This window comes from Polyangium fumosum, assembly GCF_005144585.1.
In the GTDB taxonomy this organism is placed as follows: domain Bacteria; phylum Myxococcota_A; class Polyangia; order Polyangiales; family Polyangiaceae; genus Polyangium; species Polyangium fumosum.
Genome location: NZ_SSMQ01000043.1, coordinates 86,918 through 109,765 on the forward strand (window position 1 = coordinate 86,918; position 22,848 = coordinate 109,765).

The following is a 22,848-nucleotide window of genomic DNA, read 5'->3' on the forward strand; positions in this document are numbered from 1 at the left end:
GTCTTCACATTGTCAGATCCTCCGCGCCTCGGCCAGGAGCGTCAACCCGCTGTCCGGTCGCCGCGCATGATCCTCGGCGAAATCCGAGATGATCTTGCCCACGGTCCCCAGCGCCGCATACCCGATCCCGTGCAGAGGCATGAGGAAGGGCGGCAGATCGTCGAGCTTCCACGAGAGCCGCGCCAGCGCGAGCGTGATCGGCGTCGTGAGGATGTAATGGTACCGCTCGAGCTCGAGCCCGGCCCGCCCGAGTTTTTCGCGCAGGTGGTCCACGGTATAAAAATTGTTTACCGCGTACCTTCGCCGATGTGCCTCGCGCTCCGCGTCCGTGACCTCGGGGTTCGATAGGCTGTCGGCCGAGAGAAAGAGCTTGCCGCCAGGCCGGAGCACGCGGCTCACGTGTTCGAGCACGCGGTCCTCGTTCCGGAAATGCTCGATGACGCAGAACGAGATGACCTTGTCGAAGGAGTCGCGCTCGAAGCCGAGCTCCTCGGCGTCCATGAAATGGTAGTCCGTCCGCTCGCTCTGGTGCTTGCGTTGCGCCTTGGCGAGACGTTGTTCGTGGATGTCCACGCCCACCACGTGCGCGCCCCGCGCCGCGATGCGGGCGTCGTAATACCCGTCGCCGCAGCCGATGTCGAGGACCCGCTCCCCGGGCCGCGGGTCCAGCCATTGGAGCAGCGTCGAGCACTCCTCGATGCGGCGGAAATGCCAGTGGGAGAGCGTTTCCATCATCGATACCATGGGGGTTGTCGTTCCGTTCATGTCGACCTTCATGCAGAGCAAGACGGATGCCGGAGGGCTGAAACTGCGCAATTCCCCTGGAATCGTGCGCCTCGGCGTCCGCGCGCGGGGGTGGGTCCCGATGGGGGTGTCGCGCGCATGCCACGGCGCGTCTGTCGTGGTGTCGCCGTTTCTCGACAGGGGCGCTCGTATCCGGTGTCGTCGCCCCGCCACAGGGGGCGCGCCGGGCTTTCGAAACGACGAAGGCCGCGCCCTTTCGAGCGCGGCCTCCTTCGTCCCGGATGGTTTCGGGGCGGTCAGTCCTTGCGGTACATCGTCACGACGCAGGCCCCGCCGAGGCCCAGGTTGTGCTGGAGCGCGACCTTCGCCCCCTCGACCTGGCGCGCCTCGGCCGTGCCGCGGAGCTGCCAGACGAGCTCGGTGCATTGCGCAAGGCCGGTTGCCCCGAGCGGATGGCCCTTCGAGAGCAGCCCGCCCGACGGGTTCGTCACGTACTTGCCGCCGTACGTGTTGTTCCCTTCCTCGATGAACTTCTCCGCCTCACCCTCTTTGCAGAGGCCGAGCGCCTCGTACGTCACGACCTCGTTCGCCGTGAAGCAGTCGTGCAGCTCCACCACCTGCACGTCCTCGGGCCCGAGCCCCGATTTCGCGTAGACCTGGTCGGCGGCGGCCTTCGCCATGTCGTAGCCGATCATCTTGATCATGCTGTCGCCGAAGCTCGACGCGTAATCCGTCGTCATCGACTGCGCGGCGATGTAGATGGAGCCGGAGATGCCCTTCTTCCGGGCAAAGTCCTCCGAGCAGAGGATCGCCGCGGCCGCGCCGCACGTGGGCGGGCAGCACTGGAAGCGCGTGAGCGGGTCGAAGACCTCGGGCGAGGCCATGATCTGCTCGAGCGAGAGCACCTCGTTGAACAGGGCAAACGGGTTCTTGCTCGCGTGCTTGCGGGCCTTCTCCGCCACCTTGCCGAACGTCTCGCGCTTCGCGCCGTACTTCCAGCGGTATTCGCGCCCCGCGCCGCCGAACATCTGCGCCGTCGGCGGCGACTGGTTGAAGCCCTGCACGCGGTTCATCACGTCCGCGTGCTTGTCCATCGGGCTCGTCCGATCGCCCCACTTCGAGCCGAGCGCGCCCTTCTCCATCTGCTCGAAGCCGACGACGAGCACACACTCGGCGAGGCCACCCTCGATGGCCTGGCGGCCGAGGTAGAGCGCCGTCGAGCCCGTCGAGCAGTTGTTGTTCACGTTGATGACGGGGATGCCCGTCAGGCCGACCTCGTAGACCGCCCGCTGCCCGCACGTGCTGTCGCCGAAGACGTACCCCGCGTACGCTTGCTCGACGTCCTTGTAATCGACGCCCGCGTCCGCGAGGGCCGTGCGCGCCGCCTTCGCGGCCATCACGTTGTATTCTTCGCTGGCGCCGGGCTTCTGGAACTTCACCATTCCGACGCCGATGACGTTGACTCGCCTGCCCATTTGAGCCTCCTTCTGCGAACGCGTCGCGATTAACCCAAGAGCCCCTTCAAGAAATGCAGCCGGTTCGAGGCGATCCGCACGTCGCCGTCGACCCGCAGGCGGCCCGTCTGGAAGAGCCGCGCGTCCTGCTCCTTGCCTGCCACGAACGCGACGAAGTCCTCCGTCGAGAGCGTGAGCACCGCGGCCGGCTTCGTCGCCCGACCGACCGCCACCGTCGTCTTGCCGCCCGTGAAGTCGACGTGCCAGTCGCCCTCCGTCAGGCGGAATTCGATCACGGCGTCGACCTCCTTCGCGAGCTCGGGCGACTTCACCAGCCGCTCCTTGAGCGCATCAAAGACCGCCGCTGCGCCCGGCCCCTTCGGCGCGGCCGCGGCCTGCGGAGCCGCCTCGGCCTTCCCTGAACCCCCGCCGCTCGCGGCCTTCGCCTTGTGCGCGGCGATGGCGGCCTTGGCCTGCTCGGGATCGATCTTCTTCATGAAGCCGAGCTTCTGCGAGGCCATGACGTTGCCCGAGATCTTGAGCTTGCCCTCGAAGTAGAGCTTCTGCGGATCGGCCTGGCCCGTGGCCATCGCGAGCCAATCGGACGACGCGATCTCCAGGACCGTATCGGCCTTGTCCGCGCCCGCGCCCGGGAAGACCGCGCCCTTGCCATTCTTCAGATCGATCGTCCACGTCGCGTCCGGGCCCTTCAGCTCGAACTGGAAGATGGTCTTCACCTTCTCGACGACGGCCGGGTTTTTCTCGACGTAATCGCGGATCCCGATGAACACGTCGCCGGCCGGATCCTCGGCCCCCTTCGCGGGCGCCGCCGCCGCCGGAGCCGCCACCGCGCCGCCGGCCGACTTCGCCTTGTGCGCGGCGATGGCGGCCTTGGCCTGCTCGGGATCGATCTTCTTCATGAAGCCGAGCTTCTGCGAGGCCATGACGTTGCCCGAGATCTTGAGCTTGCCCTCGAAGTAGAGCTTCTGCGGATCGGCCTGGCCCGTGGCCATCGCGAGCCAATCGGACGACGCGATCTCCAGGACCGTATCGGCCTTGTCCGCGCCCGCGCCCGGGAAGACCGCGCCCTTGCCATTCTTCAGATCGATCGTCCACGTCGCGTCCGGGCCCTTCAGCTCGAACTGGAAGATGGTCTTCACCTTCTCGACGACGGCCGGGTTTTTCTCGACGTAATCGCGGATCCCGATGAACACGTCGCCGGCCGGATCCTCGGCCGCCTTCGCGGGCGCCGCCGCCGCCGCCGCCGCCGCGGGCTTTGCCTTCGGCTGGGGGATTTCCTTCCACAACGTGATCGCCGCGTTCGAGATGACGACCTTGTCGCGCTCCTTGACCTTGCAGCGGAACACGATGCGCTCGTCGTTCTCCTTCCACATCTCGGTCACCACGGTCTCGCCCGGGAACACGCTGTCCGCGAAGCGCACCTTGATGCTCTTGAACTTGCGCGCGTCGCCGCCCGCGAACGCGTGGATCACGTGCCGCGCGGCATAACCGAACGTGCAGAGCCCGTGCAGGATCGGCTTCGAGAAGCCGAACGCCGTGGCGAAGCTCGGGTCGGCGTGCAGCGGGTTCCAGTCGCCGGAGAGGCGATACAAAAGCGCCTGGTTCTCGGGGATCTTCTGCTCGATCGTGGCGTCCGCCGCGCGCTCCGGCGGGACGTTGATGTCCGACGAAGGCCCACGCTCGCCGCCCCAGCCGCCCGCGCCGCGGATGACGGCCGTGCTCTCGTTGCGCAGGAGCTCCTCGCCCGACTCGTCCGTGCTGCGGATCTCCGTGACGACCAGCGCGTTCTTGCCCTTGTCCCAGATCTCCTTGACCTTGGCCTTGTGCGTGAGTTTTCCGTGCGGCGGCAGCGGCCGCATGAGCTCGAGGTATTGCTCGCCGTGCAGGAGCCGATCGAGCCCGTAGTTCATGCCGGGCGCGGTCTTGCCCTGCTTGGCGAGATCCATCAGGGCCGAGAGCGCCGGCACGACGCCGAACGTCGGCAGCGGGGCGAAGCCCTGCCCGTGCAGCTCGTAGACGTAACGTAGCTCCTTGTCGTCGAGCGGGTTCTCCGCCGCGCCGACGCCGAGCGCGTAAATCGAGAGATCCCGCTCGTCGTAGCTCGAAGAAACCGCCGGATACTCGTAGCCGAGCGCCTGATCGACGTCGATGAGGTCATTGCCGCCCTTGGCCGGGCCGGCCTGCACGTTCGCCATGACCGGGCCCATCGACTGGTTGATCTCGGCCGGGTGCGTGGTCTTGTCGAAGCCGGCGATCGCGCCCCAGCCCTTCTGGATGTCCTCGATCTTGATCTCGCGCCCGAGCCGCACCGTCTTGCCCTCGGCGCGCTCCCACCGGAGCTTCGCGAAGAAGCCGCCGCCGACCTCGAAGAGCCCGCCCGTCTCCGTCGAGCTCTCATGACACAGGTAGGCCACGAGCGGGCTCACGTACTCGGGCTTGAGCGCGTCGATGAGCTCCTTCGGCAGCACGGTCTCCGTCAGGCGCGAGCCCGCGAGCGGCGCGATCGTGTTGACGAGGACGTTCTTCTTTTTGCCTTCGAGCGCCAGCGTGTTCGAGAGGCCCACGAGGCCGAGCTTGGCCATCGAATAGTTCGCCTGCCCGAAGTTGCCGTAGATGCCGGCCGCCGACGACGTGAAGATGATGCGGCCGTAGCCCTGGTCGCGCATGTGCGGCCACGCCGCGTGCGCGACGCGGAAGCTGCCGAGCACGTGCACCCGGTAGATGAGCTCCCAGTCCTCCTCGGTCATCTTGTGGAACGTGACGTCCCGCAGGATGCCGGCGTTGTTGATCACGATGTCGATGCGGCCGAACGCGTCGATCGCGCTCTGCACGATCTTGCCGCCGTTCTCCACCGAATCGTAGTTCGCGACGGCCTCGCCGCCGGCCGCCTTGATCTCGGCGACGACCTTGTCCGCCGCCTCGGAGCTCGTGCCCCCGCCATGTCGGCCACCGCCGAGATCGTTGACCACGACCTTGGCCCCGCGGCTCGCGAGCAGGAGCGCATGCGCACGCCCGAGCCCGTTGCCCGCACCGGTGACGATCGCAACTTTTCCATCGAAACGAAGCTCGTTCGCCATGAGCTGGATCCCTCGCGCGAGAAAGTTTCGCGTACGAAGTATCCGAATTTGTGAGCGACGTCAATGGTTCGTGTGGACGAGAACGTGCGGAGCCCGTTTGCCAGGGCCGGAGCGATCGGTCAGCGCGTGGCGTCGGAGCTATCGAGGGGCTGGAACGCGGGCACGCCCCCGGCGGCCCAGACGGCGACGATCTTGCCGGGCAGGTCCCACATCGGGCCGAGGTCGAGGTCGGCGCTTCCCGCGAAGCCCTTCTCCAGCGCATCCAAGAGGGCCGTGTAGGTCGCGTTCAGCGCCTTCTGCGCGGCGTCGAGGTCCGCGCTGCCGCCGGTCGGGTACGTCTTGAACGCGCCGCCGCGGTTCAGCATGACCTGCGTCATGCGAAAGCGGCCGAAATGGCTGAAGCGGTCCTGGACGTCGGAGCCGTCCTCGGGCCGAAGGTCCGGCTCGATGAAGGGGCCGACGCTCCCCTCCCCCTGGTCGACGATCGCCTTGATGGCCTTGTCCGCCTGGGCCCGCGCCGTCTGGCTGTCGCCGCCGATCGTCGCGGAGAAGCCCGTGTAATCGTCGCCCGGGTATTTCGGATCGGCGAACTCGCTCTTTTGCCGGTGATCGGCGTTCGGATCGTAGAGGCTGCTCCAGAGCTGATCCACGCCCTGCTCGATGGCCTTGTAGAACTGGCCGATGGAGTCGTAGACGTCTTGTGGCCCCTTCGCGGGCCCGTCCGCTTTTGGCTCCGGGGTCTCGATCGCCGTCATCAAGCGGAGCTGCGCCTCGTTCACCGGCCCGAGCTGCACCGGCACCTTCCCCCCGATCCAGGGCGGGAACCCCTGGTCGTACCGCGGCGCCCACGCGCCCGTGAGCTTCGGCGAATCCCCCTTCCCGGCGAAGAGCGCATTGTAGAGGTTCGCGGCGATCTCGAGGTGCAACATCTCCTGCACCACGACCGAATAGATGTCGTTGAACGCGAGCTGCTCGCGGCTCCGGTTCGGGTTCTTGGGGCTGCGCACGGGCGTGAGCGTCGGCGGGTTCGACGCGCTCGTCCCCGGCACCTGCAAGGAGTACGCGGCCGTGAGGTAGATCGGGATGGTCCAGAGCTCCAGGTACACGGCCTTCTGGAGGTGATCTCGGAGGGCGTCCGCGGTCCAGGTCCTGCTCGTCATGAAAGAAAGCTCCTTTCGGCGCCGAAGGTACCGGCCGAAAAGAGCTCCGGTCAAGCCGCGCGGCGGCTCACCTTCGCGAGGCAATAGAGGAAGTGGTTGAGCTTGGTACGCGCCTCGGCCGCGACCTCGCGCAGCGCCGCCTCCTCGTCGTCGGCGAGCGCTTCGAGCGGATCCATGATGACCACGATCGTCCGGCCGTCGTCGTCCTCGTACACGGCGAGATTGCAAGGCAGGAGAATGCCCACGTCCGGATCGGCGATCAACGCCCGGTGCGCGAGGACAGGGTTACACGCGCCGAAGATCGTGTACCGCCGGAAAGGCACGCCGAGCCGGGCGCGCAGCGTCTCGTCGACGTCGATCCGCGTGAGGACGCCGAATCCGACGTCCTTCAGGAACTGGGGGATTTTCGCCAGTGCCTCGTCGTACGGGAGGTCGAGTGAAGCGCGGAGATTCGTCCTCGGCATGGGCTCCCCCTCGCCCCGAAACGTGGCGCGCCGCGCCGGCGATCGAAAGGGGACATACGGCCCATTCGAGGACGCGCTCGCTCGTCAAGCGCCCCGCGCCCGCGTGATCGTCTCCCGAGCGGCCGCGACGAAGCGCGGCGGGAACGTCGCCGGGTCGAGGAAAAACGCCTCGACGCTCGGCACCGCGTTCGGCATGCCCGCCCGCTCGTCGGCCACCGCCGCGACGAGCAGGTGCCCCGTCCCCCGCGCGAGCCGCGTGTTCGGCAGCCCCGCGGCCGCCGGGAACGCCTCGGCGATGGGCCTGCCCGCGTGCTCCGGCAAGCGGTATATTCGCCGCGCGCGCAGCCCGTCCGCCGCGACGAAGAGCGCGCGATAAAAATCACGCTTCTCCGGCACGGCCCGCGTGAGCTCGCGGCCGAGCACCCGGAGGTGCTGTTCGAGCAGGAGGCTCGGCATCCCGCGGTTCGAGAGCACCCCGGCGAGCCACTCGACCTGCCGCTTGATCGTGGCCTCGGCGTGCTCGGGCAAGGTCGCGAGGAACGCGCTGTCGCTGCGCGTGAACCGGACGCCCCGCTCGCCGTACCGGAGCCCGTAATAGGGCGTGAGCCGCAGGGAAATCTTGCCGGCCCGGAGCGCCGCGTCGATCTCGCGCGGGTCCGTCGGCATCGGCATCATCCCGGCCTCGGCGTTCAGCGGATGCGACCAGGTGGTCTCGGCCGTCTCCCGCCGGCCGCCGCGCGCCATGCCCCCGCGTGTCCCCATGCCTTCGGTGTTCACGTCCCCGGTTCTCCCCCGAGGCCCCGCGGAAGCAAGAGCCCCCGACCGGCGAACCCCGTCATGCGGTCGATCGTCTGGAGGAAGGCGTCGTAGAGCAGATCGTTGCCGCGGAGGGTCCAGAGCACCTCGGCGTTCGCCCAGGCGGCGTCCCGCGCCTTCCGCACGCTCCAGACCGCCATCATGTTGTCCACGCGGCCGAGGGCCTCCTCGACGTCCCGCAAAAACCCCGTCGCGAGCTTCTTCGTGGCGACCTTCTCCGCGTCCTCGAGGATCTCGTTGATGAGGAGGTAATCATCAAAAAACCCCGTCCCGCGCCGCGGCTCGATGCTCTTGCGGGTGCACGTCTCCACGACCGCGATCGCGAGGTCGTGGTTGATGTGCGCGTTCATGCCGCAGAGGGCGTGCTGGAGCCGGGCGATCGAGCGATCGTGCCGGGCCTCGAAGAGCGGCTGCCAGGCGCGCGGCGAGGAGCCCGGGGCGCCGAGCTCGGCGACGAACGCGTCGAAGTAGAGGGCCGCGAACACCACGTCGAGCTCTTCGATCAGCACGGGCGTCGAGAACCGCCCCCGATCGAGCTCCTGGCGGATGCGGTCCGTCACGAAGGCGTAGAGCTCGTTGAAGGCGTGGACGCCGTCGGCGCTCGGCAGGGCGCCGTGGATCATCTCCATCACGGCGAGCACGTCGTGGATGGAGCGCAGCGGGCGCGACAGGATCCGTTCGGCGAGGGATTCGCGGCTGGTCATGCCCCCCGAGGTTAGCCCAGGGGAAGCGCGCGCATCAAAGATCGAGCTGCATGCCGAGCTCGACGACGCGCTCGGGCGGCAGGTTGAAGAAGTTCGTCGCCCCGGTCGCGTTGCGCGACAGGAAACCAAACACCGTCTCCGACACCTTGTCCATCTTCCCGTTGCCCGTGGCGAGCAGGGTCTCGCGGCCGAGGTAGTACGTCGTCTCGTCGGGCTCGATCCGCAGGCCGAGCTTGGCCTTGGCCACGGCGAGCAGCACGGGGACGTTCGTGTCCTCCATGAAGCCGGAGCGGAAGATGATCCGGTAGAAGTCGTCGGCGATGAGCGAGGCCTCGACCCGCTGCTCCGGCGGCACGCGCGGGATGCGCTCGGGAATCACGGTCACGAGCAGGACGACCTTCTGGAGCGCCTTGCTGCGGCTGACGTGGTGGAGCAGGACGGGCGGCGCCTCCTCGGCGCTCGACGTGAGGAAGACCGCGGCGCCGTCCACGCGGGCGGCGGTCTTGCCGGTGCGCAGCTCCTCCAGCACCTCGACGAGCGGCCGGGTGCGCTTCTTGAACTCCTGGCCGAGCAGCGTGCGGCCCTTCCGCCAGATCGCCATGCAGACGAAGATCATCGAGGCGATGAGGAACGGCACGTAGCCGCCATCGAAGAACTTGAGCAGGTTCGCCCCCAGGAACGCGAGGTCGAACGTGAGGAAGAGCAGGAGCAGGGGGAGCGCCTTCGCGAGCGACCAGTGCCAGCGCTCCCGCACGACGACGAAGAAGATGATCGACGTGATGGTCATGGAGCCGGTGACGGCGAGGCCGTAGGCGGAGGCGAGCTTCGACGACTCCCGGAAGGAGAGGACGAGCACCATACACGCGGCGAACAGGGCCCAGTTCACCTCGGGGATGTAGATCTGGCCCTCGGTCTCCGAGGAGGTGTGCTTGACCTGGACGCGCGGGAGGAAGCCGAGCTGCACGCCCTGCCGCGTGAGGGAGTAAGCGCCGGAGATCATGGCCTGCGAGGCGATGACGGCGGCCGCCGTGGCGAGGGCGACGAGCGCGTACGTGGCCGGGCCCTTGGGGACGAGGGAGAAAAACGGGTTCGCGGCGGCCTCGGGGTGCTGGAGGAGGAGCGCGCCCTGGCCGAAGTAGTTCAAGGCCAGCGACGGCATGACCATGCCGTACCAGGCATACGTGATCGGCTTGCGGCCGAAATGCCCCATGTCCGCGTAGAGCGCCTCGCCGCCGGTCACGCAGAGGACGACGGAGCCGAGGATGACGAACGCGTGCCACTTGTTGGTGAGGAAAAACGTGACCGCGTACGCCGGGTTCATGGCCGCGAGGACGGCGGGGTTCTTGACGACGTAATACGCCCCGAGGCCCCCGAGCGTGAGGAACCAGAGGATCATGATCGGCCCGAAGACCCTGCCGATCCCGGCGGTCCCGCGCTTCTGGACCCAGAAGAGGCCGAGCAAGATGACGACGGAGATCGGCAAGACCGCCGGCTTGAGGGAGCTCGCCCCGACGGCGAGGCCCTCGACGGCGCTGAGGACGCTGATGGCCGGGGTGATGACGCCGTCGCCGTAGAGGAGCGAGGCGCCGAAGAGGACGAGGGCGGCGATCCAGCCGATGCGCGTCTTGTTCTTCGGCCGGAGGTTCTCGGGCACGAGCGCGAGGAGCGCCATGGTGCCGCCTTCGCCTTCGTTGTCCGCTCGGAGGACGAAGGTGAGGTATTTCACGGCGACGACCATGGAGAGGGACCAGAACATGAGGGAGAGGAGGCCGAGGACGTTCTCCGGGCTGGCCTGGACCCCATGGGGCGCGGTGACGCACTCCTTGACGGCGTAGAGGGGGCTCGTGCCGATGTCGCCAAAGACGACGCCAAGGGCCGCGAGGACGAGGCCCGGGAGCGCGCCGGGGGCGTGGGCATGGCCGTGGCCGTGGCCGCCGGGGGCGTGTCCGTCGGGGTGGGCGCCGGGGGCGGCTGCGCCGGGGGCCGCGGTTGCGGCGGCGGCGTCGGCGGCGGCGTCGGCGGCGGCCATGGCAGCAGCCTCGGCGTGGACCTGGAAGGCGCCGACGATGCTGGGTTCGTCGGCCATGGCAAGGGGCGGCTCGGAAGCGGCGGGCGAGGCTGCTTTCGGGGCCGCAGTCGGGTCGTCGTTCATCGCGGGGGCGACGCTACACCCAAGCGGGCGGGGGCGGAAGCGGGAGCGGGGGCGGAGGCGGGGGCGCTCGGACCGATCCGTGACGTCCGTGTCAGTCCACGATCTCGAACGGCGCCTCCACGAAGCTCCGGTCCCTCCAGACGAACAGCTTGTGCTCGTCGACCACGGGCCCCTCGGCGCCCGCGCGCACGCTCGTCACCAGGAACGCGAGCGGCCACAGCGGCCCCGGACCGAGCCGCGCCGGTCCCCCTTCACGCGCCGGCGGATCTCCCCCCGACATGACCGCGGCGTCGGTCGCGCTGAAGTACGCACCGGCATCGAGGTGCGAGTGGTAAATCACCTTCACCGGGCGCCCGGCCCCGCGCCCGCGATGCACCGCATCGTTGAGCTTCTTCTCCTCGAAGGCGAAAAACGTGCGCGCCGTCCGGAAGAACGTCTCCGGGTCGATCTGATGCAGCCTCGCTGCCAAATTCGGCAGGGCCACGATTTCGTCACAAAGCAGCGCGTCACTCGCCGGCCCCACCAGATATCCACAGGCCTCCTCGTCCTTGCCATATCGAGCGCGCGCGTCCGCTTCGAGGGCCCGCATGACCGCGCGCGTCAAACGCAGACCGCCGTGCATCCACGGCGCATCGAAGCTCGTCCCCATCGCTCTTACCTCGTCTCTCCGTCACCTACCTCGCCGACCCTGCTGAATGCGGCGCCCGGCTGATGTAGGCTGCGCCCATGGACATCAGCCAGGAGGCGATCGACCTCATTATCGCCTGGGAAGTGGCCGGAGGCGAGCGCGAGCTCGCGCGGTCCCTGTACGACCGCAGATACACGCACCCGCACTGGCCGGGAAACGAAGCCTCGGGCCTCACGATCGGCATCGGCTACGACCTCCGCCACCAGACGAACAACTTCGAAGGCGACTGGAAGATGCGGCTCTCCGCCCTGCCGGTGCCCGATGCGTACGATCGCCTCCGCGCCTATCTCGGCGTGGGCGGGTCCAGGGCCGCGGAGAGGGCCACGCGCGACATCTCGATCCCCTGGGACGATGCCATGATCGTTTTCCGCATCCGGCGCCTGCCCTCGTACATCGACCTCGCCAAGAGCGCCTTCCCGGGCGTCGATACCCTGGGGCCCCACGCCTGGGGCGCGCTCACGTCCCTCGTCTACAACTGCGGCACGAAGACGAAAGACAAACCCCTCAAGAAAAAGGCCTACGACTCCATCCGCGCGGCCATCGCCGCAAGGAGCATCCGCGGCGTCGCCGATGGCATTCGCGAGATGAAGGCTTTCCACACCGCGGCGACGCCGGAAATCGCCCGCGGGCTCCACCGGCGCCGTGACGCCGAGGCCGCGCTCGTCATGAGGACGTGGATCCTCGAGGCGGGCGAGGTTGTAAAACCCAACCTGTCCGTAGCTTGAGCTGGAGACACCGATGAGCACGACCAATCACGCCACCATCGAGATCGCGAGCGGCGACTTCCTCGACGTCCGCACCTTCGCCATCAAGCAGGGCATCAACCAGCTCTTCCACATCGACGTCCGCGCCGTCTCGAGGAGCCTCGACATCGACTTCGACGAGGTCATCGGCAAGCCCGCGAGCTTCCGCCTGCGCACCTCCCAGGCCTCGCCCACCTGGCAGAGCATCTGCTCGCAGATCGAGCAGGTGCGCGCGGATGCCCAGGGGCTCGCCACCTACACGCTCACGCTCCAGCCGCGCGCCTGGCTCATGACCCAGCGCAAGAACTACCGCATCTTCCAGTTCGAGACCGAGCTCGACATCGTGAAGAAGATGCTCGGCGAATGGGGCATCGAGTTCGAGGAGCGCCTCGACCCGGCCAACTACAAGCCGCGCAAGTACCGCTGCCAGTACGCCGAGACCGACTTCGCCTTCCTCAGCCGCATGCTCGAGGACGCCGGCGCCTCCTACTACTTCGAGCAGAGAGACGACAAGACCGTCCTCATCCTCGATGACGCCCCGCACGCGCGCGAGCTCCAAAAGCCCGGGCTGCGCTTCCATGACGAGCCCAACACCACGCTCGACGAGGCGTTCGTCACGCGCGTCGCCATCCGCCAGCGCGTGCGGCCGGGCAAGGTGACCATCGGCGACCTCGACTATCGCAAGCCGAGCACCAACCAGCCCAGCCTCGCCGCCACCGGCGGCCTCCCCCAGGAGCAGGCGCTCGAGCAGTTCCACTACGAGCCGGGCGCCTTTCTCTTCAAGCAGAGCGGCGGCGGCGGCAGCACGCCGACGGCCGATGATCGCGGCAGCTCGCGCACCGACGAGCAGCTCGGCAACGTCAAGACGCAGAATCGCCTGCACGGCAAGCGGGGCTCGGCCAAGCGCATCAGCTTCGAATCGAACGCCCTCGACCTCGTCCCCGGCGTCATCGCCAGCGTCAGCAACCACCCCCACCGCACGCTCGGCGCGGACCGTTCACTCCTCGTCACCGAGGCCCTGATCGAGGGCGATCACGACGGCGATTGGCGCGTGCACGCCGAGGTCGTCCCGACCGACATCCCCTACAAGCCGGACACCAAGACCGCGCGGCCGAAGGTCACCGGCCTCGAGAGCGCGTCCGTCGTGGGCCCCTCCGGCGAGGAGATCCACACGGACGAGTACGGCCGCGTCCGCCTGCAGTTCCACTGGGATCGCGAGGGCAAGCGCGACGAGACGAGCTCGTGCTGGGTCCCCACGAGCCAGCCCTGGGCCGGCGCCGGGTTCGGCGGCGTGAACCTCCCGCGGATTGGCCAGGAGGTGCTCGTGGAGTTTTTGGGCGGCGATCCGGATCGCCCCGTCGTCGTGGGCCGCGTCTTCACCGAGACGCAGCCGCCGCCGTACAAGCTGCCCGACTTCAAAAAGGTGAGCGGCCTGCGCTCGGAGTCGAGCCCGCGCCTGGTCACCGGCGCGGCCGACGGCAGCAGCACCGGCCTGTCGTCGATGGGAGGTCTCCTCGGCGGGCAGGCTTCGACGCTCGGCAGCGGGGGCATCGCCGAGACCCTCAACCACCCCTTCTTCCAGGCGAAATCACCCGACCAGCAGACGCACTCCTTCGCCGGGAACGAGGTCAGCCTCTTCGACCAGCCCGGCAAGCAGCAGATGTACCTCCAGGCCGAGCGCGACATGAACGTCGTCGTCAAGAACACCCAGACGGCCGTGGTCAGCAATGCGCGGAGCACCCGGGTCGGCACCGACGACGTGCTCGGGGTGAATCACAAGCAGCTCAATGTCATCGGCAACAACCAGACGACGAGCGTCGGCGGCGATCGTTATATGAGCGTGGTGGGGACCCAGACCCACGACGTCACGGGCGACATCATCGACTGCGGGCAGAAGGATCGGGTCTACGACACCACCAACACCTTCGCGTCCGCCGCCAAAGTCCACCACCTCATCAGCGAGGAAAAAATCATCCTCCAGGTCGGCAGCTCGACGATCGTGATGCAGCCGAATTTCATCGTGATCCAGGCGGACGACGTGTTCATCAACCCCGGCGCGGAAGCGACGCAGAAGGCCGCGAACGGCGAGCGCCCGGAGAAACCCGAGGAGAAAGCGGCGCGCGAGCAGAAAGCGAAGGACGCCGCCCTCGAAAAAGAGCGGGCGCGCACCGCGTGGGAAAGGATGAACAACGACTACAAGAAAATGCCTGAGTCCCACCGCGAGCGCATGAGCGAAGAACGAACGGCCGAGTACATGAAGCGGCGCTGGCAGACGCACTACCAGTCGCAGGGCGGCTACCTCGGGAATGGCAACGGCGACCGGATCTACAACGGCATCCAGTCGGGCGATTACAAGCTCGATTGAGAGAAGCGGCGCGTGGCGCTGGGGGTTCCCCCCCGGCGCTACGGCGCGAGGCTTGGCAGGTCTTTGACGAAGTGCCAGTCCTGGAAGTGGCCTTCGGGGATCGCGCCCACGAAGTCGGCCGCGTCGATCCCCCAGAGGAGGGCCTCGACCCGGTTCGTCGGCGCGCCTGCGACCAGGCCCGCGGCGTCGACCGTCTTCTGCACGACCTGAAGCGCGATGGGCGCTTTCTCCTCGGGGCGCTTGCTCTGATTGGTGGGCTCGCCGCCGTAGAAGATGTGCGGCGCGCCGTCGATGATGAGGCCGTTGCACTTCGTGAAGTCGGTCCTGCGGCTCGCGGGCATGCTCTCGATGAAGACGCAGTTGCTGCCCGTCACCGGCGACTCGTCGTGCTCATCGGTGCGCGTCTGGGGGCTTGCGTTGGCGGCGCGGTTCTTCGCCTCTTCGAGGAAGACGTGCTCGACGCCTTTGACGATCTTCTCGGACGCGTCCCTCGGGTTGACGTACTTGTCGATCAAGTTGCCGACAGACTGCGTGGTGCCCGCGACGGTCGCGGCCACCGCGAAGACGGCGAGCGACGCGCCTCCCGTGAACACGATGAGCGCCCCGAGGGCGATCCCTCCGGCCGTGTAAGCGATCTGGATGTTGAAGCTCTTGTGGTCGACGGAGGACGTGACGCGCGCGGCTTGCTCGACAGACATGACAAACCCTCCTACGACGAACGCCGGACCATCAGCGATCGGCAGAACTCGCCGGCGAACGCCTCGATGTGCTCGCGGAACGAGGGTCGCCCCGAGAACGTCGCGACCAGGGTGCGATCGGCGAGCTCGATGAAGAGCTGCACCTGGAAGATCACCTCCTGGTCCTTCTTCCAGCGGATGGCCGCCACGTGATGGCGCACGGGCAGCTCGAGCACGGGCGGCTCGTCCACGTGGAGCATGGGCAAGCGCTTCTGATACTCGGACATCGCGATCTCGAAGAGCTTGTCGACCGTCGGGCGATCTGGGCTGAGATCGCGCTGCACGACGAGCCCGACGCGGCTGCCGTCCTCGGTCTGCCATTCGAGCGTGTGGATCGTCCTGTCGATGTAGCCCGCGGGCACGGCCACCTCGACGTCATCCATGTAATAGGTCGTCGTGTTCATTGCGGAGCTCCGAGCCGCACGAGGTTCCGGTGTGCTGCCATGGCCACGATCTCCTCGGCGCACGTCGAAACGATCCACTGGTTCGTCGGCGCGAACGACTGGAGGATCTCGAGCTGCCGACGCGCCTCCGCCCCGCTGAGGTAGAGCTCCGGCGTATCGAAGAGCACCACCGAGTGGTGCACGCCCACGAGCGCCATCGACGCCGCGATCGCGAACGCCTGTTTCTCCGACATCGACAGCCGCGACAGCGGCCTCGGCGAGCCGCCCCCCGCGCTCACCACCTCGAGGTCTCCCGCGCTTCCCACCCCTGAAAGCCGGAGGTGCGGGCAGAGCGCTGCGAACAGCGCCCCGAGCGTATCGGTCCGCGCGGCGTCCGCGCGCCTGAGGATCATGCCCTCGGCGAGCTTCATGAGCCCCGCGTATTTGTCCGGCCCCCGCGTGAGCCGCTTGCGGCGCTGGTCGCCCACCGGATCGCCCACCGTCGTCGCATACGACGGAAGCCCGCGATCCGCGGGGATATAGTCCATCTTGCCGTGCTGCCGATCGTGGTCGTATCGCTCGAGCAGCACGCCGATCGCCGGATCGGGCGCGAGCTCGACCGTGCCCGAGCGCGCGTAGATGGACTCGGTCGAAAGGAGCGGCTTCGTGACGCCGACGAACTTCTGCTCGTCCTCCGACATCCACCACTGCATCGAGATCTTCGCGGCCGTGCCCGCCGGCCCGAGCACATCGTCGAGCCGCGGCCGTGGCCCGTACGCCGCCACGCGCTCCTTGCCTGCGATGATCATCTCGAGCAGACGCGTCTTGCCGCTGCCCGGCGGCCCCGTCACGACGATCAGATCGGCCGGAACGCCGCCGTCGCGCGCGAAATCCAGCGAGCCGTCGGCAAGCCCCGCGAAACCCTTCCACGCCACGCTGGCGATTCTCATCGCACTCCTACCTCCGCAGACGGCTCTGGCCCCATCCGTCGCGGCCAGAGTAGAGAACTGCGGTCGATGGAGGAAGCCTTTGCGTGCGGCCCCGCCGGGTGTCCTCCCCATTCCGTCGCGGGCGCGGCTCGAGCCGCGGTCGTACACGAACTCCGTTGACCCGCGGAGGGATCTGTGCTGCCCGCCCGCGAGCCCCAGGGCCCCGGGGGAGGAAGCCCCTGCCCTACCCCTCCACGCGACCGTGCAGCACGCGACCGAGCGCCATGGTGACGAGGGCCTCGGGTTGCGTCTCCGCGACGTCCTCGCGGAGCCTCGCCTCGGCGAGCACCACCACCGGATACGAAGGCAGGAGCGGCAAGGACGTCGCGACCGCGTCGGAGAGATACACGAGCATCACGTCGCCGCCGCGCGCGAGCGTGAGATCGGCGCGGATCCGCGTCGCGCCGAGGAGCATGCGGCGCTTGTATTTGCGTCCTTCGAGCAGGATCCGCTCCACCTCGGAGGCCACGTAGCGCGACGGGAGCGAGAGCGACGTGGACGCGGCCTCGATCTGCCGGCCGAGGGCGAGCACGGTGTCGGGCCGCGGCGGGACGGGCGCGGCGATCGCCTCCTGCGCGACGGCGATCGCCGCGAGCAGGCGCTTGTCTCCCCCCGCGACCGTCTGCGCGACGCTGACCGCCGCGCGCAGCGCCTCGAGCTCGTCGAAGACAGGCTTGAGGTCGCCCGCGACGGCGAGGAGCGGCGGGTGCCAGTTGCTCTGGTCCTCGAGGCTCTCGGCGAGCGCGCGCCGGATCTCGGCTGCGTCCGCCGAGCGTGCGCACGAGAGGACCCGGGCCACGTCGGCGCGCTCCTGCTCTTCCTGCGAGAGCTTGCCGTGCGACACATCGGCGGGCTGCACGGGGCGCGGGCCCGCGAAGATCGGCGCGAAGCGCTTCTGCAGGCGGAGCCGGGGCAAGACCTTCGGATCGAAGTCGAGGACGTCGACGACGGCGAGCCTCTGCACCTGGGCGCTCGCCGGGCGGATCACGCGCGCCCCTGATCTCGATGCGTCCCCGCGACGCTCTTCCCGCGCGGCCGCGTCGGAGGCGGCCTTCACGCTCACGAACCCGAGGGAAGCGGCGCTCGTGCTCTCGGCCTGGGCCGCGTCGGCTTTCGGGGCCTCCGGGGCTTCGAGGCTCCGCGCGTCAGGCTTCGCCCCGCTGAAGGCGCTCTCGAAGGTCGTCGGGGCTTTCGGGGGGGAGCGGCCGGGCGACGGCGACGGCGCGGGAGACAGCGGCATCGGCGCGGGCGAGAGCGGCAGCGGCGCGGGCGGCGCCGGCATCCCCGGCAGCGGCGGCGCCGGCATTCCCGGCAGCGGCGGCGGCGCGGGGACCGCGGCGATACGCGAGGGCGGAACGGACGCGGGCGGGGCGACGGGGGTGAAGGGCAAGGCCTGCGGCATCCCCTCGGGTCGGGACGGAGGCGGCGGCTGGGGCAAGCTCGGCGATTGCGGAGGGTACGAGCCGCGGGAGCTCGGCGCGCCCGAGGGCGCATCGGCCTCGCGAAAGGGCATGACGCCGTCGCGGTGGCTCGGGCGTGGCGGCTGCGCCGGGGTCGTGCCCCGGAAGGGCAGCCCGTCGTGCCGCCGGGCGGGCACCGTGAACGGCATCGTGTGCTCCTCCTCGTCGATGCGCCTGTCCTCGGGCGGCTCCGGCCGCGCCTGCGGGGCGACGGGCGCCTCGTCCGGCGAGACCCGCGCGCCCATCGGCGCGCCGACGACGGTCACCTGGACGTCGCCCCCCGCGGGGAGCGGGATCTGCGCGCGGAAGGTGAGCGTGCAGAGGCCGCGATCGGTGTCGATGCAGAGCAGGTCTCCCTGGAGCCGGATGGGCTCGCCGCGGCTGCCCGCGACGACCGCGTAGGGCGTGAGGCCGGACAGGGTCATGCGCAGGCGCGGGTGCTTCGCGTGCAGGTTCTCCGCGAGGATCGTCTCGTTTGGCTCGAGGGGGCGGTCGAGCCGCTGATCCTCCGGCGCCACCAGGAAATACTGCCTCGGCAAGGTCTTGGGCAACGCGAAGGCGTCCGAGCGGCCGAGCCAGGTGCGCTCGCGCTCGCCGAGGAGCCCCGCGCGCACGGGCCACACGGCCGCGATGGGGCCGAAGCCGGCGCGCGGGATGTATTCGTGCAGCGAGGTGATCTCGTGGAGGTGAGGCAAGAGCTGGGGCACCGGGACGGGGCCGAGGAGCGCGCTGCGCGAGAGGTCGATCCCGGCGGGGTTGTCCGTGCCGGGGCCGCCGGCGGCGTATTCGTAGCGGAGGGAGAAGCGGGTCTGGAGGGGCGCATCCTCCACGCTGCCGTCGGCGCGAAAGCGGCGCGGGCCCCAGGCTTCGACGGTCTTGTCGACCGAGCCGACCACGATACGCGCCGCGATCGAGCGCGCGGGCCGCCCCTCGGGGGCGTAGGCGGAGCCGACGAGGAGGACCTCGGCCCTCGGCTTGAACGGGGCGAAGTCGCTCGGCGCGTGGACGCTCCGGGCGGGATCATCGTCCCAATGCCCGTCTTCTGCCTGGAGCGGCAGGGGGACATCGAGCGGCGCGGCATCTCCCGGCGCGAACGTGTAGGTGGCCTTCGCGATGACGGTGACGACGAGCGAACCTCGCTCGTCGCGCCAAAGACGCGAGCCCACGTCGAAGGGGCCCCGCGCGAGCACGCGGACCGTGGGGTGCCGGGCTTGTGTGTTCACGCCGGGCTCTCCGCGCGAGCGTCGTAGGCTGCCCGAGGGAGGGTCGGTACGGGGGCGGCGTGCATGAGAGGCGGCTTTATCATGAACCGGCGGCGGCTGAAAGCCGCGCTCGCGGCAGTCCCAGGCCGTTGCAGCCGTACCTCGATGCAATGAGCGATGGGGGGCTGCTGTTTCGCATGGCACGGCGCCCCCCGCCCTCCATCCCGCTCCCGCGCGTCGAGGCTTGTCGAGCCGCGGACGCTTGCGCCGTCACTTGTCGGGACGGGTCGGTCTCGGCATGGGTTTGCCCGTGAAGGGGTTGATACGTGGCTCCGGCGGCGACGGCTCGGGGGGAAGCTCGGGCGAGCCGGGCCAGGTGATGCCCGCCCTTTGAAGCCTGCGTTGAACGTAAAGCAAGAGCTCCGGGTCGGGCGGCTTGGCGAGAAGCGTCGCGAGATCGTCGGTCGTGAATTCCGTGGGGCCCCGCATCCGCCGATCGACCACCGCGTCGATGATCGCGTGGATGGGTGCGTCCCTCGTTCGGACGCGCTCCTCCCGGTACGCGGCGAAATCCGGACTCCACCAGAGCGGCAGTTGACCATTTTGGAGCATGCCCCATGGGACCAGCCGGCGGACGCCCTCGAAGGTTGGGTTATCGAAGAGCGTGCCGGCGACGCGATCGCCGTGCAGCCAGAAGCCAACCCCGGCCAACCTTTCCGAATACATTTTCCTATTGGGTAAATTCCCCTTGTACAAATCGCTGCGCGTGTCGAGCATGCTGGCGGCCATCTGAAATGCTGGCTCCAGCTCAGCGGGAAGCCCTGGCACAGCCCCGCGCACATCATCTGGGCCACCCGTCACCGTGTCAGGCGTCAGGCCGAAGTGAGCGATCGGACCAAACCCGAGCTCGTACGCGAGACCAACGACGCCCGCCTCGGTCCACGCTAGAACGGCGTAGGCTCCGCACCCGTCGTCGTCGAAGAAGGTGCCCCGCTGGACGTCGCCGGTCCAGCTCGAGAGATCACAGACCGGGTACGACGGGCCATTCGGGAGCCTTGCGAGGACGGCTTCCACGTAGGCGCGCAGCGCGGCGCGCACGACGGCATCTCGGTCGAAGACGAGGCGTCCGCGGGGATGGTTACGCACGACCATGAGGCCTCGCCTAGGCCACGTGGGTCTCAGCGTCAACGTGCTCGCCGCATGCGTCCGCCTGCCGCGTCAGGGCGTGTACGCCAGAGCCGCGTTGAGCCGTTTCACCTCCTCTGCTGGGGGGTTGTCGTTCGTGAAGTGTCTGTTGAGCCCCCGCGAAATCACCGCCGCGTTCTTGTTCGAGTTCGTGCCCCACGGGCAGTTGCGCTTGTCCTTCATGGGCACGACGTGGTGCACCTGCGCGACCAAGTCGGGGTGGAAGGGCGCCTTCTTATCCTTCGGATCGTGGAGGACGAGCGGCTCCTCGCACTCTGTGGCCACTTCCTCGCAGTTCTCGTTCATCGCCTTGCATGGCCACTTGAAGCCCGCGAGATCGGAGTGGATCTCGCCCACGCCCGCGTCGCCCTTGTGCGCGTCGCGGTTGACCTGGAGGATCCAGTCCTTCTGCCTGAGGGCATCGCCGTTCTCGTCGACCATGCCGTTGTTGCAGTAGAAGTCATTCCCTGGCCAGAGGTCTTTCGGCTCGGGCAAGTTGCGGTACGGACCGCTCACCTCCGTCGGCACACCGTCGACCTCGACGAGCGGCGTCTGCCTCGGCGCAGGCTCGTACTTGATCTCTATCTTGTTCGCGGGATCCGAGCCCACCTGCAGCGTGTAGTCACCGTTGCCGACGGCCTCGCACTCGTAGCCCTTGTCGTACGGCGCCGCTCCAAAGACCTCGGCGATCCTCTGGGCATCCGTGCACGCCTTCCCCTTCGGCGTCATCTCCTCCTCCTTGTAGAAGCAATTGAACGTGGGGGTGGGGCCCTCGGACATGTAACAAGCGCTCCCGAACGCGGCGATGTACTTGGCGCGCAGCGGGAGGTCCATGCTCGGATTGCCGAGGAGCGGGATGCGATAACGCATGCACGCATCTCCCATGGACGTCGAGCATTGGGCCTTCGTGTCCGTCGGGGTGTCGGGTTGCGTCGGGCACGATGGGAGAGGCCCCGGCTCATTCGATCCGCACGCACCCGTCATCCATGCCCCAGCGAAGCCCAAGACCAGCAGGCCCAGCATGGCCCAGCGGCGTCTCCTCGATGCTCGCATGGAGTATCGAATCCCACGTTGATCGGCTGAGCGGCAAGTGAAAACGAGCGAGAAGGCTCACGATGCGCCTGGCCCGTTGGCTCTTGCTCGTCCATTGACGCTGAACACGCGGCCCGACGAGCATCCGGCCCTCGTCGGGCCCCCCCCATCCCTTCCCTTCTTTGCTCGACACCAACCACGGAGCTTTGCCATGCGCCTTCTTTCGCGACGCCTTGAAGTCTATGCCAAGACCGGCGCGGGGATCGTCAAGGTCGCGACCTCCGGAGGCACGCCGGCCACGGCCGTCGCCGGCGCCAACGCGGCAGCCATCGCCGTCGGAGAGAAGGACGTCGTCTGGTTCGACAACGACAAGAACCAGCTCCTCCGCGCCCCCAAATGAGCCCGGTGCGCTGATACGGAGCGGCGAGGTGCTCCAGAATGGAGCGCTGGCTGCTCCAAAATGGAGCGGGAACGCCCCAAAGACAGGTCCGGTCGGCCGGGATCGGTCCTGGGGAGGCCCCAAAGACAGGTCCGGTCGGCCGGGATCGGTCCTGGGGAGGCCCCATCACGAGGTCCGGTCGGCCGGGAAGGTCTTTGGGGAGGCCCCAAAGCCAGGTCCGGGCGGCCGGGAGGGTCTTTGGGGAGGCCCCAAAGCCAGGTCCAGGCGGCCGGGATGCGTCATGGGGAGGCCCCATCACGAGGTTCCGGTCGCCGGGATGCGTCATGGGGAGGCCCCATCACGAGGTCCGGGCGGCCGGGATGCGTCATGGGGAGGCCCCAAAGGGAACGGTCGGCGGCCCGCAGGGGGTTTGGGGAGGCCCCAAAGCAAACCGACCGGGAAGCGGAAGCGGAAGCGGAAGCGGAAGCGAAAGCGGATGTAGACGCTCACCCAAATCCGCGGAAAACGTGACCACGAGTTCGGCCTGGTGGGCGTCACGGCGCGTGTCGAGCCCTGGGGCGAGAAGTTCGTCACGACGACAAACCGCGCGTAGGACGGGGGCTTGCGGGCGCCTTGTAGAAAGACGAAGGCCGGGAGCGCTACCTCCCGGCCTTCCGTGTCGCGCGGGCGCGTGACGGGGGGACCGTCACGCATCTCGGGCGACAGGGCCAAGAAAACGGCGCCTGCTCGATGGGCGCGTGGTCGAACTCTCCGATGTCCGATGCGGTTTTTGTCGACGCACCTTCCGGCTCTGCCGACCGTGTGATCGCGGCCGACTGTACTGCGGTCCCGTCTGCCGCGCGACCGCGCGCAGGGCAAGTCTTCGCAGGGCAAACCAGCGGCACCGCGAGAGCCCCGAGGGGCGGCTCGATCATCGGGACCGGCAACGGGCCTACCGCGCCCGGCAAAAAGCGCGGCGCGTGATGGATCACCGTGTCGAAAAGTTTGCCCACGGAGCAAACGTGGTCGCGGCCGACGTCCCGCCCGCCTCCGCGGTGGAGGCGCCGTGTGCGTCGGAGAAAAACCACGACGA

18 protein-coding genes are annotated in these 22,848 nt (G+C 68.5%); 3 read left to right on the forward strand and 15 right to left on the reverse strand.

Translation table 11 applies throughout. The features are described from left to right. Nucleotides 1-12 precede the first annotated feature (12 nt). The 9 genes from E8A74_RS32935 to E8A74_RS32975 form a co-directional block, all read right to left on the reverse strand. Nucleotides 13-735 carry a methyltransferase domain-containing protein gene (locus tag E8A74_RS32935; RefSeq protein ID WP_170229558.1) on the reverse strand — a complete coding sequence of 241 codons (723 nt, stop codon included), beginning with the start codon at nucleotides 733-735 and terminating at the stop codon, nucleotides 13-15. 305 nt (nucleotides 736-1,040) lie between these two features. Continuing rightward, nucleotides 1,041-2,219, reverse strand: coding sequence for a lipid-transfer protein (locus E8A74_RS32940; RefSeq protein ID WP_136933081.1), 1,179 nt, complete (start codon nucleotides 2,217-2,219; stop codon nucleotides 1,041-1,043). A gap of 29 nt (nucleotides 2,220-2,248) precedes the next feature. Next, nucleotides 2,249-5,296, reverse strand: a complete 3,048-nt coding sequence (locus tag E8A74_RS32945; RefSeq protein WP_136933082.1) for a peroxisomal multifunctional enzyme type 2 — start codon at nucleotides 5,294-5,296, stop codon at nucleotides 2,249-2,251. A 119-nt stretch (nucleotides 5,297-5,415) separates the two neighbouring features. Beyond that, nucleotides 5,416-6,456, reverse strand: coding sequence for a ferritin-like domain-containing protein (locus E8A74_RS32950; protein WP_136933083.1), 1,041 nt, complete (start codon nucleotides 6,454-6,456; stop codon nucleotides 5,416-5,418). A 50-nt stretch (nucleotides 6,457-6,506) separates the two neighbouring features. Further along, nucleotides 6,507-6,920: a DUF302 domain-containing protein gene (locus tag E8A74_RS32955; RefSeq protein ID WP_136933084.1), complete on the reverse strand. Its 414-nt coding sequence runs from the start codon at nucleotides 6,918-6,920 to the stop codon at nucleotides 6,507-6,509. 84 nt (nucleotides 6,921-7,004) lie between these two features. Next, nucleotides 7,005-7,697, reverse strand: a complete 693-nt coding sequence (locus tag E8A74_RS32960; protein WP_136933085.1) for a hypothetical protein — start codon at nucleotides 7,695-7,697, stop codon at nucleotides 7,005-7,007. Next, nucleotides 7,694-8,440 (reverse strand): DUF5995 family protein, encoded by a 747-nt coding sequence (locus E8A74_RS32965; RefSeq protein ID WP_136933086.1) that lies wholly within the window; start codon nucleotides 8,438-8,440, stop codon nucleotides 7,694-7,696. The genes E8A74_RS32960 and E8A74_RS32965 overlap by 4 nt, the downstream gene beginning before the upstream one ends. A 34-nt stretch (nucleotides 8,441-8,474) precedes the next feature. Further along, nucleotides 8,475-10,469, reverse strand: a complete 1,995-nt coding sequence (locus E8A74_RS32970) for a potassium transporter Kup (RefSeq protein WP_136933103.1) — start codon at nucleotides 10,467-10,469, stop codon at nucleotides 8,475-8,477. Nucleotides 10,470-10,683: 214 nt separating this feature from the next. Then, complete coding sequence (locus E8A74_RS32975; RefSeq protein WP_136933087.1) at nucleotides 10,684-11,241, reverse strand: M67 family metallopeptidase; 558 nt, start codon at nucleotides 11,239-11,241, stop codon at nucleotides 10,684-10,686. 77 nt (nucleotides 11,242-11,318) lie between these two features. Between E8A74_RS32975 and E8A74_RS32980 the strand changes: the two genes are divergently transcribed. Further along, nucleotides 11,319-12,005, forward strand: a complete 687-nt coding sequence (locus E8A74_RS32980) for a lysozyme family protein (protein ID WP_136933088.1) — start codon at nucleotides 11,319-11,321, stop codon at nucleotides 12,003-12,005. Between the two features lie 13 nt (nucleotides 12,006-12,018). Then, the gene (locus tag E8A74_RS32985; protein ID WP_136933089.1) at nucleotides 12,019-14,388 is read left to right on the forward strand and encodes a type VI secretion system Vgr family protein; all 2,370 of its coding nucleotides are present in this window, start codon (nucleotides 12,019-12,021) and stop codon (nucleotides 14,386-14,388) included. 38 nt (nucleotides 14,389-14,426) lie between these two features. On the opposite strand, the gene E8A74_RS32990 is transcribed toward E8A74_RS32985, so the two are convergent. The 6 genes from E8A74_RS32990 to E8A74_RS33015 all read right to left on the reverse strand — a co-directional run bounded on the left by E8A74_RS32990 (nucleotide 14,427) and on the right by E8A74_RS33015 (nucleotide 21,214). Beyond that, on the reverse strand, nucleotides 14,427-15,086 hold the full coding sequence (locus tag E8A74_RS32990; protein WP_136933090.1) for a PAAR domain-containing protein: 660 nt from the start codon (nucleotides 15,084-15,086) through the stop codon (nucleotides 14,427-14,429). An 11-nt stretch (nucleotides 15,087-15,097) separates the two neighbouring features. After that, nucleotides 15,098-15,529 (reverse strand): DcrB-related protein, encoded by a 432-nt coding sequence (locus E8A74_RS32995; protein ID WP_136933091.1) that lies wholly within the window; start codon nucleotides 15,527-15,529, stop codon nucleotides 15,098-15,100. Then, nucleotides 15,526-16,458 (reverse strand): P-loop NTPase family protein, encoded by a 933-nt coding sequence (locus E8A74_RS33000; protein ID WP_136933092.1) that lies wholly within the window; start codon nucleotides 16,456-16,458, stop codon nucleotides 15,526-15,528. The genes E8A74_RS32995 and E8A74_RS33000 overlap by 4 nt, the downstream gene beginning before the upstream one ends. 223 nt (nucleotides 16,459-16,681) lie before the next feature. Then, a complete protein-coding gene (locus tag E8A74_RS33005; RefSeq protein ID WP_170229559.1) occupies nucleotides 16,682-19,180 on the reverse strand; it encodes a DUF2169 family type VI secretion system accessory protein in 2,499 nt (832 codons plus the stop codon). A 249-nt stretch (nucleotides 19,181-19,429) separates the two neighbouring features. Further along, the gene (locus E8A74_RS33010) at nucleotides 19,430-20,311 is read right to left on the reverse strand and encodes a hypothetical protein (RefSeq protein WP_136933094.1); all 882 of its coding nucleotides are present in this window, start codon (nucleotides 20,309-20,311) and stop codon (nucleotides 19,430-19,432) included. A gap of 66 nt (nucleotides 20,312-20,377) precedes the next feature. Next, on the reverse strand, nucleotides 20,378-21,214 hold the full coding sequence (locus E8A74_RS33015) for a hypothetical protein (protein WP_136933095.1): 837 nt from the start codon (nucleotides 21,212-21,214) through the stop codon (nucleotides 20,378-20,380). A 373-nt stretch (nucleotides 21,215-21,587) separates the two neighbouring features. Here E8A74_RS33015 and E8A74_RS33020 point away from each other — a divergent pair, with 373 nt between their 5' ends. Continuing rightward, nucleotides 21,588-21,776: a hypothetical protein gene (locus E8A74_RS33020; RefSeq protein WP_136933096.1), complete on the forward strand. Its 189-nt coding sequence runs from the start codon at nucleotides 21,588-21,590 to the stop codon at nucleotides 21,774-21,776. The last annotated feature ends 1,072 nt before the right edge of the window (nucleotides 21,777-22,848 follow it).